This is a genomic window from Actinacidiphila yeochonensis CN732, from assembly GCF_000745345.1.
Lineage (GTDB): Bacteria > Actinomycetota > Actinomycetes > Streptomycetales > Streptomycetaceae > Actinacidiphila > Actinacidiphila yeochonensis.
Map to the genome: position 1 here is coordinate 1078968 of NZ_JQNR01000004.1, position 18594 is coordinate 1097561.

An 18594-nucleotide genomic window follows, 5' to 3' on the forward strand; every position below is an offset into this window, starting at 1 on the left:
TCCCCGCAGGAGGCCGCCCCCGCCGCGTCGTTCCCGCGAACCCGTCGGTCAGGGAACCCAGTTGAAGGTGTCCGGATCGGGTCCGGTGCGCTCGCCCCGGTCCAGGGCGGTGAGTTCGGCCATGTCCTGCGAGCTCAGCTCGAAGTCGAACAGCCGGAAGTTCTCCGCGACCCGCGCCGGCGTCACCGACTTGGGGAAGACGATGTCCCCGCGCTGGATGTGCCAGCGCAGCACCACCTGCGCCGGCGTGCGCTCCACCCGCCGGGCGACGGCCCCGACCACCGGGTCGCCCAGCACCTTGCCCTGCGCGATCGGCGACCACGCCTCGGTGGCGATGCCGTGGTCGGCGTCGAAGGCGCGCAACTCGTCCTGCGCCAGGTACGGGTGGACCTCGATCTGGTTCACCGCCGGCACCACCCGCGTCTCCTGGAAGAGCCGGTCCAGGTGCGCGATCTGGAAGTTGGACACGCCCACCGCCCTGGCGCGGCCCGAGCGGCTGATCTCCTCCATCGCCGTCCACGTCTCCACGTAGCTCCCGACCCCGGGCAGCGGCCAGTGGACCAGGAAGAGGTCGACGTAGTCGGAGCCCAGCTTCTCCAGGGTGCGGTCGAAGGCCGCCAGCGCGGCGTCGTAGGCGTGCGCGTCGTTGTTGAGCTTGCTGGTGACGAACACCTCCGAGCGGGGCAGCCCGGACGCCGCGACGGCCTGGCCGACCTCCTTCTCGTTTCCGTACATCTGCGCGGTGTCGATGTGCCGGTAGCCGGTCTCCAGCGCGGCCAGCACCGCGGCCTTGGTGTCCTTCGGCTCGATCTGGTACGTCCCGAAGCCGAGCTGCGGGATCGAGGTGCCGTTGTTGAGCGTGATGTTCGGGATCTCGGACGCTGAGGGCATCGTGCGCGACTTCCTTGCGTGGTCGGCTGTGTGTGCTCGTTGTGGGTGTCCCGGGCCTGGCCGGGTTCTGCCCGGCGCCCGGAGCGCGCGGCGTACACCGCTCCACCCGGGCCTGCCGGGCGGCCCCGTACCTCCGTCGTACGGCGGGACCCGCGGCCCGCGACCCGCGCGGACCCGCCGCGCGGCCCAACCTCCACCGTAGCGTCGACCACCCGGCGAGGCCCCTCGGGCCGGACACCGCACCGGGCTGCCGGCGGCGTGCGGCGAGCCGGTCCGGGCCGGACGGAACCCGGAGCCGTGACCGGCAAGGTTTGCCCCGCTCGCCGTCCTGGCACGGCCGTCCGCCGCGTTGCCGTACCGGCCGAGCAGGCCCACGACGAGGCCGGTTCGGCGCCTTGCGGCCGACCGCACCAGGACACCTCGCCACCGGGCGAACCGTGCCGGTCGCGGCCCTAGCCGTTCAGAGCCATCCGCACACCGAGGGCGACCATCGTGCAGGCGATCACCCCGTCGAGCACCCGCCACGACGACGGGCGGGAGAACGGCCCGCTCAGCAGCCGCGCGCCGAACCCCAGCCCGCTGAACCACAGCACGCTGGCCGCGCAGGCCCCCGCGCCGAACGGCCACCGATCGGCGCCGTAGCTGTTGGCGACCGAGCCCAGCAGCAGCACGGTGTCCACGTACACGTGCGGGTTGAGCCAGGTCAGCGCGACACACGTGACGGCGGCGGCGCGCGGCGACAGGCGCCGGCCGGCCTCCGCGGTGAGCCGGTCCGGCCGCAGGGCGCGCCGCGCGGCCAGCACCCCGTACCCGCAGAGGAACGCGCCGCCGAGCCACGCGACGGCCTCCACCGCCGCCGGCCGCCGCCCGATCAACGCGCCGACGCCGCCGACCCCCGCGCCGATCAGCGCCAGGTCGGAGACGGCGCACACCGCCACCACGATCAGCACGTGCTCACGGCGCAGGCCCTGGCGCAGGACGAAGGCGTTCTGCGCGCCGATGGCCACGATGAGCGACAAACCTGTGCCAAGACCCGCCAAGGCAGCGACAAGAGACGTGTGCATGGCGGCAGGCTAGGCTTCCGATCGACCATCACACCAGCTCAGGATTCTTATGCCGCATTAGCCTGGCTTCATTTGCGGGTGTGCGCGCCGCGCATCGGTGACGCCCGACACAGCACCCGCCCGCCTCTCGCCCCCTGGACGCCTCATGCCGCACCCGGACCCCGCACCGGACCCCGCTCCCGCCGCCCGCCCCCCGAGCGCCGCCCGGGCGCCGTCGCCTTCCGGAGGCGTGGCCGACCTGCCGCTCGAACTCGTGCGCACCCTGCTGGCGGTCGTCGACGAAGGCACCTTCGACGCCGCGGCGGCGGTCCTGCACGTGACGCCCTCGGCGGTGAGCCAGCGGGTGAAGGCACTGGAGCAGCGCACCGGGCGGGTGCTGCTGCTCCGCACGAAGCCGGTCCGGCTCACCCCCTCCGGGGAGGCGGTGGAGCGCTTCGGGCGGCAGGTCGCGCGGCTGGAGCGGGACGCCGCCGCCGAACTCGGCATGGCGGGCGCGGCGGGCCCGACCATCCTGCCGATCGCCGTCAACGCCGACTCGCTGGCCACCTGGTTCCTGCCCGCGCTGGCCGAGGCCGCCGCCGGGCGCGAAGGGCTGGCGTTCGACCTGCACCGCGAGGACGAGGACCACACGGCCGCCCTGCTGCGCGAGGGCCGGGTGATGGCGGCGGTCACCTCCTCGCCCCGGGCGGTGCAGGGCTGCTCGGTGCGCCCGCTGGGGCGGATGCGCTACCGGGCCATGGCCACCCCCGCCTTCGCGGCCCGCTGGCTCGGCGGCGGTCCGCTGCCGGAGGCGCTGCCCGGCGCGCCGGCGGTGGTCTTCGACCGCAAGGACGGCCTCCAGGACACCTTCCTGCGCTCCGTCGCGCCGGACCGGGAGCCCACCTCGGCCCGGCACGCCATGCCGTCGACGGAGGCCTACCTCGAAGCGGTGGCGTACGGGCTGGGCTGGGGCATGATCCCGCAGCTCCAGGCCGGCACCCACCCCGCCGCCGCGGGGCTGGTCGAGCTCGCCCCGCGGCACCCCGTGGACGTGCCGCTGTACTGGCAGCAGTGGCGGCTGGACTCCCCGGCGCTGGGCGACGTGGCCACGGCGGTGGAACGGGCCGCGGCCGCCGCACTGGAACGGTGACGCGGGAGACCGGAGGCGCGGCCGCGCGCCGGGCGGAGGGCGGCGGTCGGAACCGGCCGGCCGGCGAGGTCAGGCGGGGGTGGGCGGCACCTCGCGCCGCTCCAGGCGGCGGGCCATGCCCGGGTACTCCAGCACCAGCGCGTCGGCGTCCACCGTCAGGTCGGCGTGGAAGGAGCCCGAGGCGTACCGGACGCGGCCGGGCCCGAGGTGGGTGTAGGTCTGGACCGACGGGACGACGGCCAGGTCCGGCACCCGCACCATCGCCATGGTGAAGCTCCGCTCGCCGGGGACCCGGTGCAGGCCGCGGCGGCGCACCGGCAGCGTGTTGGTCAGCGCCGACAGCCCCAGGTCGCAGTCGAGGGCGCCGGCCAGCTCCGGCGCCGGCACCCCGTCCACGGACCAGTCGCCGTCGTCGTGGCGCCGCAGGTCCAGCGCCCGCACGCCGCCGGCGGTCTCGGCGCTCACCCGCAGCCGGCGGGTCGTCCAGTCGGCCGCCGTGACCAGCTCGTAGTCGAGCCAGTAGGGCTCAGGACGGGTGCCGACAACCCGGCCGCGGGCCCGCAGGCCGCCCCCGTTCCACTGCGCCCACGCGGTCTCGAAGCCGTCGCTCTCCGGGATCCGCCACGTCAACATCAACGCCACGGTCCCACCGTAGCGGTACGAACGCCCCGGCGTCGGCCCCGGCCCGGGCCCGGCTGGTGTTCGGGTACGGTGCAACAGCCGTGCGGAGCGGGGAGGTTGGGGCGGCCGGGGTGCTCCGGCTACCGCGCCGTACCGTCCCCGCGGCGCTCGTCGCCGGCGTCGGCGTCCGGGTCGAACGGCTCGTCCAGCGAACCGGGGCTGGTGAAGTCCGGGCTGGTGAAGCCGGGCGCGCTGTACCCGGCCTCCTCCGGTACCAGGTCGTCCGCGTCCTCCGCCTCGTAGTCGGGGCCCGTGAACGGCGGCACCTCGTACGGCGGGACCTCGTACCCCGGCAGCGGCTCGTCCGGGCCGCTGAAGTCGGGGCTGCTGAAGTCCGGACTGCTGAACCCGGGCGGCGAGTAGTCCGGCTCAGAGAAGCCCGGGTCGAACCGCTCCCCGTCCTTCCCGCCGGCCCCGCGCCCGTCGTGCTCCCGGTCCTGGCCCGAGCTTCCCATGGCCTTCCCCTCCACCCGTCGCCGCCCGCTTCGCGCCCGCCGTCCCGAGGCCGGCCGGGACCCGGCCGGCCTCGGGACGGAAGCGGAATGAACCCGGTCCCGCCGACGTTGGCAAGGCCGTGGCACACAGGCTACGAGAAGACCGCGAGACCGCGGAGGCGGTCGGCCGACTCGGTGGCGGACTGCGTGCCGGCTGAGGAGGACGTCCAGCAAGGACGTCGAGCACCGTCCAGCAAGGACGTCGAGCAGAAAGGCGCGCCGATGAAGGTCCGCAACTCCCTTCGCTCCCTGAAGAACCGCCCGGGCGCCCAGATCGTCCGGCGCCGCGGCAGGGTCTACGTCATCAACCGCAAGGACCCGCGCGGCAAGTCCCGTCAGGGCTGAACCCGTCCGACGGCGGCGGTCCCCAAGACCGCCCCGGTGACCCAGGCGCGCCATCCCGCGGCTCGCGGGCGGGCGCGCCGTTCCGTACCCGGCCGCGGCAGCCGCCGTCGAGCGTCGCGGGACGCCGCCGGGGTACCGCTGAACACCGCCGAAGACCGCTGAGATCCCCGCCCGGTCCCGTCCTGGCGCCGACATGCCGTGGACGGTGACGACAGGAGCGGCACACTGGTCCGATGACCGGATCGGATGTGAAGGCGGATCTCCGCCTGTACCTGCGGGACGCCCGCGAGGCGCTGCTGTGGAAGCTGGACGGCCTGTCGGAGTACGGCGTGCGCCGGCCCATGACGCCGACGGGAACCAACCTGCTCGGGCTGGTGAAGCACCTGACCGGCGCCGAAGCGGCGTACTTCGGCGAGATGTTCGGCCGGCCGGTCCAGGCGCCGCCGCTCTGGATCGCGGGGGGCGCCGAGCCGAACGCCGACCTGTGGGCGACCGCCGACGAGACGCGCGAGCAGATCGTCGACGACTACCGCCGGGTGTGCGCTCACTCCGACGTGACGATCGAGTCGCTTCCCCTCGACACGGTCGGCCGGGTGCCGTGGCATCCGCGGCCGGAACTGCCCCTGCGCCGGATTCTCGTGCACATGATCGCCGAGACCCAGCGGCATGCCGGCCACGCCGACATCGTCCGTGAACTCATCGACGGCGCCGCGGGCCAGCGGCCCGGGAGCCGCAACCTGGCGCCCGGCGATCCTGCCTGGTGGGAGGGGTATCGAAGGCGGCTGGAACAGGCGGCCGAGGACGCGGACCCCGGCGTGTAGTGGGGCGTTGCCGTGCGTGTGGCGGTGGGCATCGGTGACGCGTTCGGAGACGACCGCCGGCACCGCTGGGTCCGCCGTACCGGGCGCGGTCTCCGTCCGGCCGAGGCTGGTGCCGCGAAAGTCCGACTCCGTCGCGGGGAGCCGGCTGGTTGGCCGGTTGGCCGGCCGACCGGCCAACCGGCACTCGTCGGCACCCGCCGGTCAGACCGGCCGGTGCGGCCGTCCGCCGTGCGGATGGCCCGCCGCCCGTTCCGCGCCTGCCGTCCGGTCCCGGTCCCGGTCGCGGGCGCCGTGGGGGCCTTCGAGGTTCGCTGGCCCCCGGGGTTCGCGAGGTCCTGAGGGCCGTCCTGGGCCCGAGTCGCGCCCGATCCCGTACCGTGCGCCTTCTCGGAGATGCGGACCAACTGGTCGCGGTCCACCGGCGGCAGGGAGTCGAGCGGGCCGGGGGCCCGCAGCCCGGCGAGGTGGAGCGCGGCGAAGCGCCGCCACGCGTCCGGCGCGACCGCCCCGGACGTCTCGACCACCCCGCGCAGGGCCCACACCAGCGCCATCACGTCGCCCAGGGCCACCTCGGGTGCGACCCGGCCGGCCTGCCGCGCCTGCTGGAGCAGTTGGCCGATGATGTCCCGCAACTGCTCGACGTGGGACGCCTTGGTCGGCCCGAGCACCTTGTCGGCGTAGCCGCGGTGCTCCGACAGCCACCGGCCCAGGCTGAGGACGAACGCCTCCAGGCCGCCGCCGTCCGGCAGGCCGATGGCCGAGCGGGCCTCCTCGACGAGGTCGCCGAGCAGCTGCCCGGCGACCTCCTCCACCAGCGCCTCCTTGTTGGGGAAGCACCGGTAGAGGGTGCCCACGCCGACGCCGGCCCGGGAGGCGATCAGCTCCATGCTGGCGTCGGTGCCGTGCTGGACCAGCACCTCACGGGCGGCGGCGACCACCAGCCCGTGGTTGCGGGCGGCGTCCCGCCGCAGCGGCCGCCGCTGCGGCTCGGTCCGGTCGGACCCCGCCGCGGCGGCCGCCGCCCGCTCCCCTCCCACGGCACCGGAGGACGCCGGCCTCATGCGGAGGAGTCGTCCCCGACCGCGGCGAGCTGGACCGCACCGTGCTCGTCCTCGGAGACCGCGACCACGCTGGCCCGGCGGCTGATCGGGATCAGCAGGGCCATCAGCGCACCCAGCAGCAGAGCGCCGGCGAGCATCGCGAAGCCGTTGGTGTAGCCGCTCTCGCGCGGCAGGCCGTCGGCGGCGGGGGAGGCGGTGACCACCGAGGTCATCAGCGCGGCGCCGATGGAACCGCCGATGGTGCGGATGTTGGCGTTCATGCCGCTGGCCACACCGGTCTGGGCCGGCGGCACCGCCGCCACGATCAGGCTGGACATGGCCGCGAAGGCCAGGCCGAAGCCGACACCCATCACGGCGGTGGCGACGTACAGCTCCCAGGTGTGGCTGTGCGCGAAGGCCAGCAGCGCCATGGACGCGGCGCCGATGAGGGAGCCCACCAGGACCACGGTCTTGCCGCCGATCTTGGCGGCCAGGCCGTTGGCACCCATGCCGACCAGGAACATCATCACGGCCATCGGCAGCAGGATCAGACCGGACTCGGTGACGGACGCGCCGAAGCCGTAGCCGGTGGCCTTCGGGGTCTGCACGAACTCCGGCAGGAACGCGAACACGGCGTACATGCCCACGCCGAACAGCAGCGCCACCGCGTTGTTGGTCCAGACCGCCTTACGGGCCATCATCCGCATGTCGATCAGCGGGGCCTGCGCGCGGCGCTCCATCTCGACCCACGCCACCGCGAGCACCACGGCCGCGACGAACAGGCCGATCACCCGGCCCGAGCCCCAGCCCCACACCGGTGCCTGGCTCAGCGCGACCAGCAGCGCCACCAGCCACGCGGACAGCAGGATCGCCGGCAGCCAGCTGATCCGGCCCGGCGTCCGCTCCTTCGACTGCGGCACGAACATGAAGGTGGCCACGGCGGCGAGGATCGTGACGATCATCGGCAGCCAGAACAGCCAGTGGTAGTTGAGCGCGTTGACGATCGGGCCGGCGAGCACGATGCCCAGACCGCCGCCGACCGCGACCAGGGAGGCGATGGCACCGACCGCGCCGCTGAGCTTCTCGCGCGGGAACTCGTCGCGGACGATACCGAAGGCCAGCGGCAGCACACCGCCGCCGACGCCCTGGATCACGCGGGCGATGATCATCACCGTCACGTTGGTGGCCAGCGCGGCCAGCAGGGAGCCCGCGGCCAGCGCCACCAGGGTGGCCACGAAGACCGGCTTCTTGCCGACCACGTCGCCGATCCGGCCCATGATCGGGGTGAATATCGAGGCCGACAGCAGGTAGGCGGTCAGCACCCAGGTCACGGTGTTCTGCGAGGTGTGCAGAGCGTTCTGGATCGTCGGAAGGACGGGGGTGACCAGTGACTGGAGCAGCGCGTACGCGGTGACGCTTGCCGCCAGGACCGCGAACGTCACCTGGTGGGGCGCGCGCCGGGTCTCGGACGCCATGGATCTCCTTAAGCAAGGGGCAGAGCGGTGGAACGGCTGCGCCGGTCGGGCGTGGGGTACCCGTACGGCAGCCGTGTGGATGCGAGCAGTGAGGGGAACGCGCGATCCGGAATAGGCATTCCGCGTCCCGCTCACAGGATAGCCGTATCCGGATGGCAGCTCCGTTTCCGGTGGGTGAGATGTGGCGCACACCCCCCGGCGCGCGGTGGTCCGACCGTAAGGCGGCAGGCGCCCCCCGCGCCCCTCTCCCGTTGCCCTTCGGGAGCGCCCTGCCGCCTGCGCCGGGCCCCGCCCGTGGGCGGGGAGCCTGTCCGAAGGGGTCGGTTAACCGGTTCAGGCATGCCCTGAAAACGCCTCTCCGGATGTCCGGGAAATCCGGCTTAAGCGTTTACAGGTCCGGCCCCGCGCGCTACGTTCCGTTGATGGGAGCGCTCCCACTCGCCCCACCCCGATCCACCACCCGCACCACTCGCTCCAGTCGCAATCGCTCGCGCCACCCCGCGGAAGCCTCCCGCTCCCGGTGGATCCCACGCGGCTCCCCCGAGAGATCCCCCCACGCATCCCCCCACACGAAGGGACCCGCATGTGATGACGCTCAGACGACTGGCGGTGCCAGGCGGACGCCCGCTGAAGCTGGCTCTGCTCACCGTCGTGGCGACCCTGGCCGCGTTCACCACCGTGCTGCTCACCGGCGGCTCGGCGACCGCGCACGGGGCGCCCATGAACCCCGGCAGCCGTACCTTCCTCTGCTACGAGGACGGCCTCTCCAGCACCGGCCAGATCATCCCGCAGAACCCGGCCTGCGCGGCGGCCGCGCAGGTGAGCGGCACCACGCCGTTCTACAACTGGTTCAGCGTGCTGCGCTCGGACGGCGCCGGCCGCACCTCCGGGTTCATCCCGGACGGGTCGCTGTGCAGCGGCGGCAACGCGACGTTCGCCGGCTTCGACCTGCCGCGCAACGACTGGCCGGTCACGCACCTGACCTCCGGCTCCAGCTACGCCGTCCGCTACAACGCCTGGGCCGCGCACCCGGGCACGTTCTACATGTACGTGACCAAGAACGGCTACGACCCCACCAAGCCGCTCGCCTGGAGCGACCTGGAGGCCACACCGTTCTCCACCGCCGACCACCCGCCGGAGACCGGCCCGGTCGGCACGCTCGACGGCCACTACGACTGGACGGCGCAACTGCCGTCCGGCAAGACCGGCCCGGCGGTCATCTACACCGTGTGGGCGCGCTCGGACAGCACCGAGACGTTCTACAGCTGCTCCGACGTCGTCTTCGACGGCGGCAACGGCCAGGTGACCGGCCTCAACGGCGGCACGTCGTCGGGCACCACGGCGGGGACCACCTCGGGGACCACGTCCGGTACGACCACTGGCACGACGGCGGGGAGCACGTCCGGTACGACCGCCGGTTCGTCGTCCGGTACGACGGCGGGGACCACCTCGGGCACTTCGGCGGGGGCCACGTCCGGTACGACCGCTGGTTCGTCGTCCGGTACGACGGCGGGGACGACCTCGGGCACTTCGGCGGGGACCACGTCCGGTTCGACGTCCGGGAGCAGCGGCGGCACCACTCCGCCGGTCGGGACGTCCTGCTCGGCCAGGTTCTCGGTGACGAACTCGTGGAACGGCGGCTACCAGGGGCAGGTCACGGTGGCCAACTCCGGCACCGTGCCGCTGCTGGGCTGGATGGTGATGTGGTCGGAACCGGCCGGCAACACCTTCGCCAGCTCGTGGAGTGCGAACTTCAGCACCATGGACGGCCAGCAGATGGCCGAGAACCTCGACTGGAACGGGTCACTGGCAGTCGGGGCCTCGACCACCTTCGGGTACGTGGTCAACGGGAGCGCGCCGTCCCCCGCGCCGGCGTTCTCCTGCCAGCCCGGCTGAGCACCACCGCGCGGCCGTGACGGGACGGCGGCGGTCAGGTGCGGCGGAGTACCGGTGCCCCGGCGCCGCCGCCGCACCACCCCGTACCCGCCCCCGGCCGCCCGCCCGCACCGTGGGCCGTCCGGCCACCGCGCCCCGGCGAGGTGGCCGGACGGCCCTCCCGCCGAGGGCACTACGCTGGCCGGGTGTTCTCCCCGCAGGGGCCAACCGCCCGCGAGTTGGCCGTCCAGGCGCTGTCGTCCGTCGAGCACGGGTACGACCTGCTGGCGCCCTCGTTCGACCACACCCCCTTCCGCACCCCGGACCGCGTGCTGGACGCCACCGGGCGGGCGCTGGCCCGGCTCGGACCGTTCGGTGCCGGGCTCGACCTGTGCTGCGGGACGGGAGCCGGGACCGGGGTGCTGCGCCGGGCGTGCGTGGGGGAGGTCACCGGCGTGGACTTCAGCGCCGGGATGCTCGCGCAGGCCCGCGCGGCCCACCCCGGGGCCCGCTGGGTACGGGCGGACGCCCGCGCGCTCCCGTTCGCCGGAGGCTTCGACCTGGCCGTCAGCTTCGGCGCGTTCGGCCACTTCCTGCCCGCCGAGCGGCCGGCCCTCTTCGCCGGGGTGCGCCGGGCGCTCGTCCCCGGCGGCCTCTTCGCCTTCCCCGTGGGCGCCCCGCCGCGGCCCGGCTCCGCGTGGTGGTGGGCGGCGGCCGGCTTCGACGCGGCCATGCGGGTGCGCAACGCGGTGCGGCGGCCGACGTTCGTGATGTACTACCGCACCTTCCCGCTCGCGGCGGTCCGCGCCGACCTCACCGCGGCCGGGTTCTCGGTGCGGACGGCCGCGCTGGAGGAGTTCGGGCGGCGGCCGGACGGCAGTCCGCGCTGCCGCCTCGTCCTGGCCCGCCGGACCTGACCGCCGTGACCCGCGCAGGAAGGCGCGGGGAGCGCGGAGAGTGCGGAGAGCGGAGAGCGGAGAGCGCGGTGAAGCCGTGCGCCGCGTCGAAGCCGTGCGCTGAGTCGACCGGCCCGCCGCGCCGGGTCCGGTCCCGCCGGGCCTGATGCCCGCATCGACCAAATAGTGAGACGGTTGATCTTCTATGCCGAGACGCGCTTACGGTATGGCCGTTCACACGTGCAGCTGAGCAGAAGGTGGGGCCGCCCATGTCCAAGACAGTCATCCACGTCTTCCATGACGACGACGACTCCCTTGTCACGGGAAGCCGCGTCGCGCAGCGCATCCAGGAGATCGCCCCGGAGCACGGGAGCGAGGTCGAGGTCTTCTGCTTCGGTCCCGCGCAGCGCCGTCTCACCGGGGGCGGCACGACGTCCGCCGACATCGTCTTCAACCGCCAGGTCGACGAACTCGTCGCGGGCGGGGTCACCGTTCTGGCCTGTGTGAACGCGGCCCGGGCCGACGGGGTGGAGGCCGAACTGGCGAGCCGCGGCCTCACGCTCCGGGTCGCGCGGGACGAGTTCCTCCGCTGGACCCTGGAAGGGGCCACCGTCGTCACCTTCTGATCTTCCGGTCTACCGGGCCCTCTGATGTTCCGGCCTTCCGGCCTCTGACCTGCCGAAGCGCGCCACCCCCCCGGGCGGGCTGCCCGGGCGGCCCGTGCGGTCCGCCCGCGGTGCTTCGCGGTGCCGGAGCGGCCGCGCGCCTATCATGAGCCGCCTGGTGCAGTGCCAGAGAAGCGCGTGGTGGGGAGGTTCCGGCCGTGGCGACCGCGGACGAGGGCGGCGGGAGCAGGGCCGGGAGGCCGGGACGGCCGCGCAGCGAGTCGCGGCGGGCGGCCATCCTCTCCGCGGCCGGGGACCTCATGATGGAGGGCGGCCTGCGTGCCGCCACCATGGAGGCCATCGCGGCCCGCGCCGGAGTGAGCAAGGCGACCGTCTACAAGTGGTGGCCCTCCCGCGGCGCGGTGGCCCTTGAGGGGTTCGTGCGGCGGGCCGCCGGCTGCTGGACGCCGCCGGCGGGCGCCGGTGCCGTGCAGTCGCTGCGGTTCCTGGTGGTCGCCGCGGTCCGGCTGTTCACCACCACGCCGGCGGGGCCGCTGATGCGCTCGCTGGCCGCCGACGCGCAGTCCGACCCGGAGATCGCGCGGGCGCTGCGCGAACAGTGGCTGGGGCCGCGCCGGGCGGTGGCCGCCGAGGTGATCCGGCGCGGGATGCGCGAGGGCGAACTGCGGGCCGGCCTCGACGTGGAGGCCACCCTGGACCTGCTCTTCGCCCCCGTCTACTACCGGCTGCTGCTCGGCCACGCCCCGCTGACCGAGGAGTTCGCGGCGGCCTGCGTGGACCAGCTGATGGCGGGCGTCCGCGCCGTCCCCGCTGAGACCGGGGGAGAGGCCCGCCCGTAGGCGGCCGCCTCCAGGCCGCACCGCGATCCGCCCCCGGAGGGGCGGCCGTCCGTCCCCCGGCGCGTGCGGACGCGGGCGGCCCGGCCCTTCGGGGCCGACGGACCCGGGCTCGACCCCGTGCGCCCGCCGTGTCCGGCACCGGCGGTGCCCGGCGTCAAACGGTGCCTGTGGTGCCCGCGGTACCCGCGGTGCCCGCCGTGCCCCTGCTGTCCCACCAGGTGGACACGGAGCGGATCGGGGAATACGGCGCTCCGGTCGGACGCTTCCTGAACGCCACGTTCAGGAACAAGATCCGGAGCAGCCCTGATGAGCAGCCCCACCCCGCCCGGCACGACCACCGAGGCCCTCGCGGCCGGTCGGCAGCCCGCCGAGCCCGCCGGGCTGCCGCGCTCGCTGCGCTGGACGATCCTCGTCCTGGCCTTCGCCTGCGGTGCCAGCGTGGCGAACCTCTACTACGCCCAGCCGCTGCTGGGCGAGCTGGGCCGCGCCTTCTCGGTCAGCCAGGGCGCCGCCACCGTCATCGTCACCGTCACCCAGGTCGGGTACGCGATCGGCCTGGCCTTCTTCCTGCCGCTGGGCGACCTGCTGGAGAACCGGCGGCTGGCGTGGCGCACCCTGCTGGTGACCGCCGTCGCGCTCGCGGTCGCCGCGGCCGCCCCGGACTTCTGGGTGTTCCTGGCGATGTCCGCGCTGGTCGGCGTCTCCTCCGTGGTCGCGCAGGTGCTGGTGCCGCTGGCCGCGCACCTGTCGCCGCCGCACATGCGCGGCCGCCTGGTCGGCCAGGTGATGAGCGGCCTGCTGCTGGGCATCATGCTGGCCCGTTCCGTGTCCAGCTTCGCCGCCGCGGCCTGGGGCTGGCGCAGCATCTACGCGATCTCCGCCGGCGTGATGCTCTTCACCGCGCTGGTGCTGGCCCGGATGCTGCCGCGCAGGCAGCCCGAGCACTCGGCCGGCTACGGCTCGCTGCTGGCGTCGGTGGTGGTGCTCGCCCGCACCCAGCCGGTGCTGATCCGCCGTGCCCTCTCCCAGGCGTCGATGTTCGCCGCGTTCACCGCGTACTGGACGGCGATCTCCTACGAACTCGCCGACCGCCACCACATGTCGCAGAACGGCATCGCGGTCTTCGCCCTGGTCGGGGCGGCCGGCGCGATAGCCGCGCCGGTGGCCGGCCGGCTCGGCGACGCCGGCCACGGTCCGGTCGCCCGGGCCGGCGCGACAGCGCTCGGCGCCGGGGCGATGGTGCTGGCCGGTCTCGGCGCGGGCAGCGTGGTGCTGCTGGCGGTGGCCGCCGTCCTGCTGGACTTCGCCGTGCAGGGGCACCAGGTGCTCAGCCAGCGCGACATCTACGCGCTCGCCCCGACCGCCCGGGCCCGCGTCAACTCCGTCTACATGACCAGCGTCTTCCTCGGCGGCGCCGTGTCCTCGGCCGCCACCGGCGCGGTCCACACGGCGTGGGGCTGGACCGGGGTGACCGTCATGGCCCTGCTGTTCACCCTCGTGGCGCTCGCGATCCGCCTCACCGAGCGCGCCCCGCACCGCTCCGGCCACTGACGCGATGCCCCCCGGGGCCCGCGCGCAACGAGCCCTGCCTGGCGCACGGTTCCCGCGCGCGTTCCGACCCGGGCGGACGGGAGCCGACCCGGTCACGGCACCACCGTGATGGGGCAGGTGACCCGGCGCACCGCCCGTACCGCCTTGGAGCCGAACAGGCGGCGGCCGAAGGCACGGCTGGCGCCGACCACGACCGCGTCGGCCCGCCGTTCCGCCGCCAGCGCGGCGAGCACCAGCACGGGCTCCCCCGAGCAGCAGACGAACTCGGTGGACACCCCGTACTCGCGGGCCAGTTCGGCCACCTCGTCCCGCAGGCCCGGCGCCGCCTCGGCTTCCCACCCGCCCTGGCCCAGCGGCGTGCCGTCCGGGGCGAGCGCGACGGTCACCGCGAAGACCGCCAGCACCGTGCTGCGTTGGCGGCGCGCCAAGCCGACGGCGTAGTGCAGCGCCCGCCACGAGCCGTCGGAGCCGTCAACGCCGACGACGACCACCGACGGCCCGTCGCAGCCGAGTTCGAAACCCTCCACGCCCTCCACATCCATGCCGGCCCCGGCTCAGGGCCGCCGCGGGGCACGGCCGGCGCCGCCCCCGAGGGACCGGCCCCGGCCCCGCGCCCAGTGCGCCCGGGGCCGGCGGAACGGACTCGGGCGCTCCGACGCGCCAGCCGTGCCCGGCCTGGCGGACGACGGGTCGCACGCCGGAGAGGACGGGGTGGACGGGGTGGACGAGCGGCTCATGGCGGCGCCTCCGATCCTCGCGCGTCCGACCGCCCGAGCGGGGGGGCGGTCCGTGGACGCGCGGTCTTTCCGGTACCAGGCCCGCGGTGGACGCGGGAGGGTCTGCCTTGACGCGATGATCGTATTGATCATCTATATACAGCGTCAATGCGTTCCCTGAGGTGTCCCGGCTGCTGGCTATGCTGCCGACATGAGCCGACCACCCGCACCGCCGCCGGGCGCCACCGCGACCTCCAGCGGTGCAGGGGCCCCTACCCCGCCGGACGCTCCGTATGCCGCAACGGGTCCTGAGGACGCGGAGGATGTGGAGGGCGCAGAGGCCGCAGAGGGCGCAGAGGGCACGGACGCCGAGAGCGCTGACTCCGACTCCGACTCCGACTCCGACTCCGACGGGCACGGGCTGCGGTCGGCGGTCGCCGTGCACGGCCTCCTGGCCTCGCTGCTGCGGCACGCCCCGCGCGACCTCAGCCTCACCTCGCTGGGCGTCCTGTCGACGCTCGACCGCTGCGGTCCCCGCCGGGTGACCGAGCTGGCCGCGCTCGAAGGGGTCACCCAGCCGTCCGTCACCACGCTCGTCAACAGTCTGGAGCGGGCCGGATACGCCGAGCGCCGTGCCGACCCCGCCGACCGCCGGGTCGTCCTGGTGGCCCTGACCCCCGAGGGCGCGGAGTACCTGCACAGCCGGCGCCGGACCAGCGCCGAGACCTACGCCCGGCTCATCGCCCGGCTCACCCCCGAGCAGGGCGCGGCGCTGGCCGAGGCCGTGCCGGCGTTGGAACGGCTGCGCGAGCTGGACGACGAGGAGCGCGAGCCCGGCACCCCCGCGTCCGGCCCGCGCCGACCCGACGAGCCCGGACCCGACGCGCCCGGGCCGGGCCTGCTGCCGCCTGCCGAGGAGGAGGCGGAGCCCGGGGCGTAGGCGGGGCCGAGGCCGCGCGGTCCGGGGGCTGTCAGCCGACCTGCTCGTTGTCCTTGTGCGCGCCCCAGCCGTGCCAGCGGTCGACCTCGATCCACGCGCTGTAGCGCTTCCGGTCGCGGACGGGGTAGGCCTTGCCGGTGTACTGGCGCGAGAGCCGGTCGATGTCGGCCAGGTCGCTGTCCTCGGTGATCCCGGTGATGTGCCCGACGATGCTGATGTGCGTGTACCAGGCGTCCCCGTCCAGGACGGTCAGCGACACCCGCGGGTCGTTGCGCAGGTGCTTCAGCCGCACCCGGCCCTCGTCCAGGTTGATCAGCACCCGGCCGTCGTCCCACAGGTACCAGGTGGCGGTGGTCACCGGCCGGCCGTCGGAGCGCAGCGTGCTCATCACGCACGGGTTGGGCTTGGCCAGCATGGCGACGGCGTCGGCGGGCAGCGGCGGTTTGGACATGGCGCGCCTCTCTCGGGTGGTCCGGGACGGGGAGGGGTCGGTCGTTCCCCACGGGGACGCATCCCCCGTGGCTGCGAAGCGTAACCATGCCGGGTCATCCGGTATACCCGCCGGTATACTCGTTGCGGAATGGATTCCTCCGCTCGCACCGGGAGCCCGCCGATGGGCGTAGCGCAGGGTGGTCGCGGTGACCAGGGGTTCGTCTTCCCTGCGCTGGCCGCCGCCGTCGTGGACCGCGAGGGCCGGATCAGCGGCTGGTCCGAGGCCGCCGCCCGCCTCCTCGGGTTCTCCCCGCAGGCCGTGTGCGGCCGCCCGTTCGCCGGCCTCCTCGCCGACGCCGACCCCTCCGTCGGCCCTTCCGCCGGTCCCGGGCAGCCGCCCCCCGCCGCGCCCGCCGCGCCCACGTCGCCCGCCTGGCCCGGCACCCTGGAGGGCCGCCGGCTGCTCCGTACGGCCGATCGCGGCGCCGGCGCGGGCACCGTGGCCGTCGACCTCCGCGCGCTGCCGCTCCTCCCCGCCGCCGAACCCCCCGGCGGTGAACGCGGTACCGATCGCGGTGACGAGCCTCCCAGCGGCACCGACGAGGCGTTCGCGGCCGCCGCCGGGTCCAGCCTGCTGCTCTTCGCCCCCGTCCGCCGCACCGACGAGTGGGGGTACGGCGTCTCCCTGATGCACGCGCTGCTGCGCCAGCGCGAGTTCGGCGTCGTCGTACACGGCCCTGACCTGCGGGTGGCGTTCAGCAACATGTACCCGGACATGTTCGGCGGACACAGCCCGTCCCCCGGCGAGGGGCTCGCCGACGTCGCCTACGACCACGAGGCCAGGGACGTGGAGGAGGTGCTGCGGAAGGTGCTGGACTCCGGGCAGACGACCCGGATCGACGAGCAGCGCCTGACCTCCCCGAGCCGCCCGGGCCGGGAGTGGACGCTCACCTGGTCCGCGCTCCAGCTCGCCGACGCCCGGGGCCGGCCGGCCGGTGTCGCCGCCGTCATCGAGGACGTCACCCAGGAGGCGCAGACCAGGCGCCACCGCGACCTGATGCAGCACGCCGCCTCCGCCATCGGCCTCTCCCTGGACCTGCGGCGCACCGCTCAGGAGCTGGCCGACGTGGTCGTCGGGGGCGGGCTGTCCGATCTGGCGGCCGTCGACCTCGCGCTGCCGGTGCTCGACGGTGAGGAGCCCGCGGCGGCGCTCGGCAGCGGGCCGGCGCTGGTCCGGGTCGCGACGGCGGCCGTGGGCGGCGGCTGGCCCGACGGGCTGCTGGGGGCCGGCGACTCCTACCCGCCGCTGCCCGAGGGACCGCGGATGTCGACGCTCCAGGGCGGCCGCGTGCTGCGCCTCCCCCGGGAGGACGTCGTGGGCGCGCTCGGCTCGGAGCGGCTGGTACGGCTCATGGTGCCGGCCGGCGCCCACTCGCTCATCGTGGCGCCGCTGACGGCCCGCGGCCTGATGCTGGGCACCGTGACGGCATGGCGCACCGCCCGCTCCCCGGCCTTCGACGGCGCCGACACCCAGCTCCTCGCCGAGATCGCCTCCCGCGCCGCGCTCGGCATCGACAACGGCCGCCGCTACACCCGCGAGCACGCCGCCGCGGTCGCCCTCCAGCAGCGGCTGCTGCCCCGGGCCGACGTGGACACGCCCGCGGCCGAGGTCTCCGGCACCTACCTGCCGGCCGGCGGCGGCACCGGCGTCAGCGGCGACTGGTTCGACACCCTCCCCCTGCCCTCGCTGCGCACCGCCCTCGTCGTCGGCGACGTGATCGGCCACGGCCTGTCCGCGGCCGCCACCATGGGCCGGCTGCGTACCGCCGTGCAGACCTACGCCGACCTGGAGCTGGACCCCGGGGAGGTGCTGTCCCAGTTGGAGGCATTGGTGCACCGGCTGGTCGCCGAGGCCCCCGCGGACCAGCGCGACGCGGTGGGTGCCAGCTGCCTGTTCGCGCTCTACGACGCCACCACGGGCGAGTGCGCCGTGGCCAGTGCCGGCCACCCGCCGCCGGTGGTGTGCGCGCCCGACGGCACCGTCCACGTCCCCGACGTCCGGCCCGGCCCTCCGCTCGGAGTGGGCGGGGTGCCCTTCCAGACCGTCACGTTCCCCGTGGAGCCCGGCAGCGTCATCGCCCTCTACACCGACGGGCTCTTTCAGCTCGACCGCTACGACGGCCCCGACGGCCCGGCCGCCCTCGGCGCGGAGCTGGCCGCCAGGCGCTCCTCCGGCGGGCCGCTGCGGGAGGTCGGCCGCACCCTGGTCGACCGCCCGCGCAGCCGTCCCCCGCGCGACGACATCGCGCTGCTGCTGGCCCGCACCAAGGCCGTCGACCCCGGCCGGATCGCCGCCTGGAGCCTGCCGCCGCGCCTGGACTCCGTGGCCGAGGCCCGCGCCAAGGCGGTACGGCAGCTGAGCGAGTGGGGTTACGAGGAGCTGGCGTTCACCACCGAGCTGGTCGTCAGCGAACTCGTCACCAACGCCGTACGGCACGGCTCCGGGCGCGTCGGCCTGCGGCTGATCCTCGACCAGGTGCTGGTCTGCGAGGTGTCGGACGCCAGCAACACCCAGCCCCGGCTGCGCCGCGCCGCCGAGACCGACGAGGGCGGCCGCGGCCTGTTCATCGTCGCCCAGTGCACCACCCGCTGGGGCTGCCGCTACGGTGCCCAGGGCAAGACGATCTGGACGGAACAGCCGCTCAGCGGCCCCTCCCTCTGAGGCGCCCCCGCTGGTCGGCCCCGGTGCGGGGCGGGCGAACGGAGACGGGGGCGCCCC

The 18594-nt window shown here is 74.8% G+C and carries 17 protein-coding genes and 2 pseudogenes; 11 read left to right on the plus strand and 8 right to left on the minus strand.

The window, feature by feature from the left end:
* Positions 1 to 48 precede the first annotated feature (48 nt).
* Both BS72_RS11120 and BS72_RS11125 read right to left on the minus strand, forming a co-directional pair.
* Positions 49 to 891: an aldo/keto reductase gene (locus tag BS72_RS11120; protein ID WP_037909044.1), complete on the minus strand. Its 843-nt coding sequence runs from the start codon at positions 889 to 891 to the stop codon at positions 49 to 51.
* A 452-nt stretch (positions 892 to 1343) separates the two neighbouring features.
* The gene (locus BS72_RS11125) at positions 1344 to 1955 is read right to left on the minus strand and encodes a LysE/ArgO family amino acid transporter (RefSeq protein ID WP_037909047.1); all 612 of its coding nucleotides are present in this window, start codon (positions 1953 to 1955) and stop codon (positions 1344 to 1346) included.
* 229 nt (positions 1956 to 2184) lie between these two features.
* On the opposite strand from BS72_RS11125, the gene BS72_RS11130 reads away from it, so the two are divergent.
* On the plus strand, positions 2185 to 3084 hold the full coding sequence (locus tag BS72_RS11130; protein WP_037909049.1) for a LysR family transcriptional regulator ArgP: 900 nt from the start codon (positions 2185 to 2187) through the stop codon (positions 3082 to 3084).
* Positions 3085 to 3153: 69 nt separating this feature from the next.
* Here BS72_RS11130 and BS72_RS11135 read toward each other — a convergent pair whose 3' ends face one another.
* Positions 3154 to 3717 carry a putative glycolipid-binding domain-containing protein gene (locus BS72_RS11135; RefSeq protein ID WP_037909052.1) on the minus strand — a complete coding sequence of 188 codons (564 nt, stop codon included), beginning with the start codon at positions 3715 to 3717 and terminating at the stop codon, positions 3154 to 3156.
* Positions 3718 to 3845: 128 nt separating this feature from the next.
* Positions 3846 to 4220: a hypothetical protein gene (locus tag BS72_RS11140; protein WP_037909053.1), complete on the minus strand. Its 375-nt coding sequence runs from the start codon at positions 4218 to 4220 to the stop codon at positions 3846 to 3848.
* Between the two features lie 261 nt (positions 4221 to 4481).
* Between BS72_RS11140 and ykgO the strand changes: the two genes are divergently transcribed.
* Positions 4482 to 4604, plus strand: coding sequence for a type B 50S ribosomal protein L36 (gene ykgO, locus BS72_RS11145; RefSeq protein ID WP_037909055.1), 123 nt, complete (start codon positions 4482 to 4484; stop codon positions 4602 to 4604).
* A gap of 233 nt (positions 4605 to 4837) precedes the next feature.
* Positions 4838 to 5425 (plus strand): DinB family protein, encoded by a 588-nt coding sequence (locus BS72_RS11150; RefSeq protein WP_037909057.1) that lies wholly within the window; start codon positions 4838 to 4840, stop codon positions 5423 to 5425.
* 506 nt (positions 5426 to 5931) lie between these two features.
* On the opposite strand, the pseudogene BS72_RS39855 reads toward BS72_RS11150, so the two are convergent.
* Together BS72_RS39855 and BS72_RS11160 are read right to left on the minus strand one after the other, a co-directional pair.
* Positions 5932 to 6486: pseudogene (locus BS72_RS39855) on the minus strand (TetR/AcrR family transcriptional regulator); the annotation flags it as partial.
* The gene (locus BS72_RS11160) at positions 6483 to 7940 is read right to left on the minus strand and encodes an MFS transporter (RefSeq protein WP_078901232.1); all 1458 of its coding nucleotides are present in this window, start codon (positions 7938 to 7940) and stop codon (positions 6483 to 6485) included. The pseudogene BS72_RS39855 and the gene BS72_RS11160, both read right to left, overlap by 4 nt.
* Before the next feature lie 588 nt (positions 7941 to 8528).
* Here BS72_RS11160 and BS72_RS39860 point away from each other — a divergent pair.
* The 6 genes and pseudogenes from BS72_RS39860 to BS72_RS11185 form a co-directional block, all read left to right on the plus strand.
* A pseudogene (locus BS72_RS39860) lies at positions 8529 to 9257 on the plus strand (lytic polysaccharide monooxygenase auxiliary activity family 9 protein); the annotation flags it as partial.
* A complete protein-coding gene (locus BS72_RS39865) occupies positions 9243 to 9836 on the plus strand; it encodes a cellulose binding domain-containing protein (RefSeq protein ID WP_407638963.1) in 594 nt (197 codons plus the stop codon). The pseudogene BS72_RS39860 and the gene BS72_RS39865, both read left to right, overlap by 15 nt.
* Before the next feature lie 185 nt (positions 9837 to 10021).
* Positions 10022 to 10732, plus strand: a complete 711-nt coding sequence (locus BS72_RS11170) for a class I SAM-dependent methyltransferase (RefSeq protein WP_037909063.1) — start codon at positions 10022 to 10024, stop codon at positions 10730 to 10732.
* Between the two features lie 248 nt (positions 10733 to 10980).
* Positions 10981 to 11337 carry a DsrE family protein gene (locus BS72_RS11175; protein WP_037909065.1) on the plus strand — a complete coding sequence of 119 codons (357 nt, stop codon included), beginning with the start codon at positions 10981 to 10983 and terminating at the stop codon, positions 11335 to 11337.
* A gap of 197 nt (positions 11338 to 11534) precedes the next feature.
* Positions 11535 to 12176, plus strand: coding sequence for a TetR/AcrR family transcriptional regulator (locus tag BS72_RS11180; RefSeq protein WP_051950935.1), 642 nt, complete (start codon positions 11535 to 11537; stop codon positions 12174 to 12176).
* Between the two features lie 306 nt (positions 12177 to 12482).
* Positions 12483 to 13727: an MFS transporter gene (locus BS72_RS11185; RefSeq protein WP_063836026.1), complete on the plus strand. Its 1245-nt coding sequence runs from the start codon at positions 12483 to 12485 to the stop codon at positions 13725 to 13727.
* 92 nt (positions 13728 to 13819) lie between these two features.
* Here BS72_RS11185 and BS72_RS11190 read toward each other — a convergent pair whose 3' ends face one another.
* Entirely contained in the window at positions 13820 to 14254 is a 435-nt protein-coding gene (locus BS72_RS11190; protein ID WP_198545851.1) for a universal stress protein, read from the minus strand.
* 514 nt (positions 14255 to 14768) lie between these two features.
* Here BS72_RS11190 and BS72_RS33160 point away from each other — a divergent pair.
* Positions 14769 to 15383, plus strand: coding sequence for a MarR family winged helix-turn-helix transcriptional regulator (locus BS72_RS33160; RefSeq protein WP_063836027.1), 615 nt, complete (start codon positions 14769 to 14771; stop codon positions 15381 to 15383).
* Positions 15384 to 15414: 31 nt separating this feature from the next.
* Here BS72_RS33160 and BS72_RS11205 read toward each other — a convergent pair whose 3' ends face one another.
* Positions 15415 to 15834 carry a PPOX class F420-dependent oxidoreductase gene (locus tag BS72_RS11205; protein WP_037909072.1) on the minus strand — a complete coding sequence of 140 codons (420 nt, stop codon included), beginning with the start codon at positions 15832 to 15834 and terminating at the stop codon, positions 15415 to 15417.
* Between the two features lie 162 nt (positions 15835 to 15996).
* On the opposite strand from BS72_RS11205, the gene BS72_RS11210 reads away from it, so the two are divergent.
* The gene (locus tag BS72_RS11210) at positions 15997 to 18537 is read left to right on the plus strand and encodes a SpoIIE family protein phosphatase (RefSeq protein ID WP_051950936.1); all 2541 of its coding nucleotides are present in this window, start codon (positions 15997 to 15999) and stop codon (positions 18535 to 18537) included.
* The last annotated feature ends 57 nt before the right edge of the window (positions 18538 to 18594 follow it).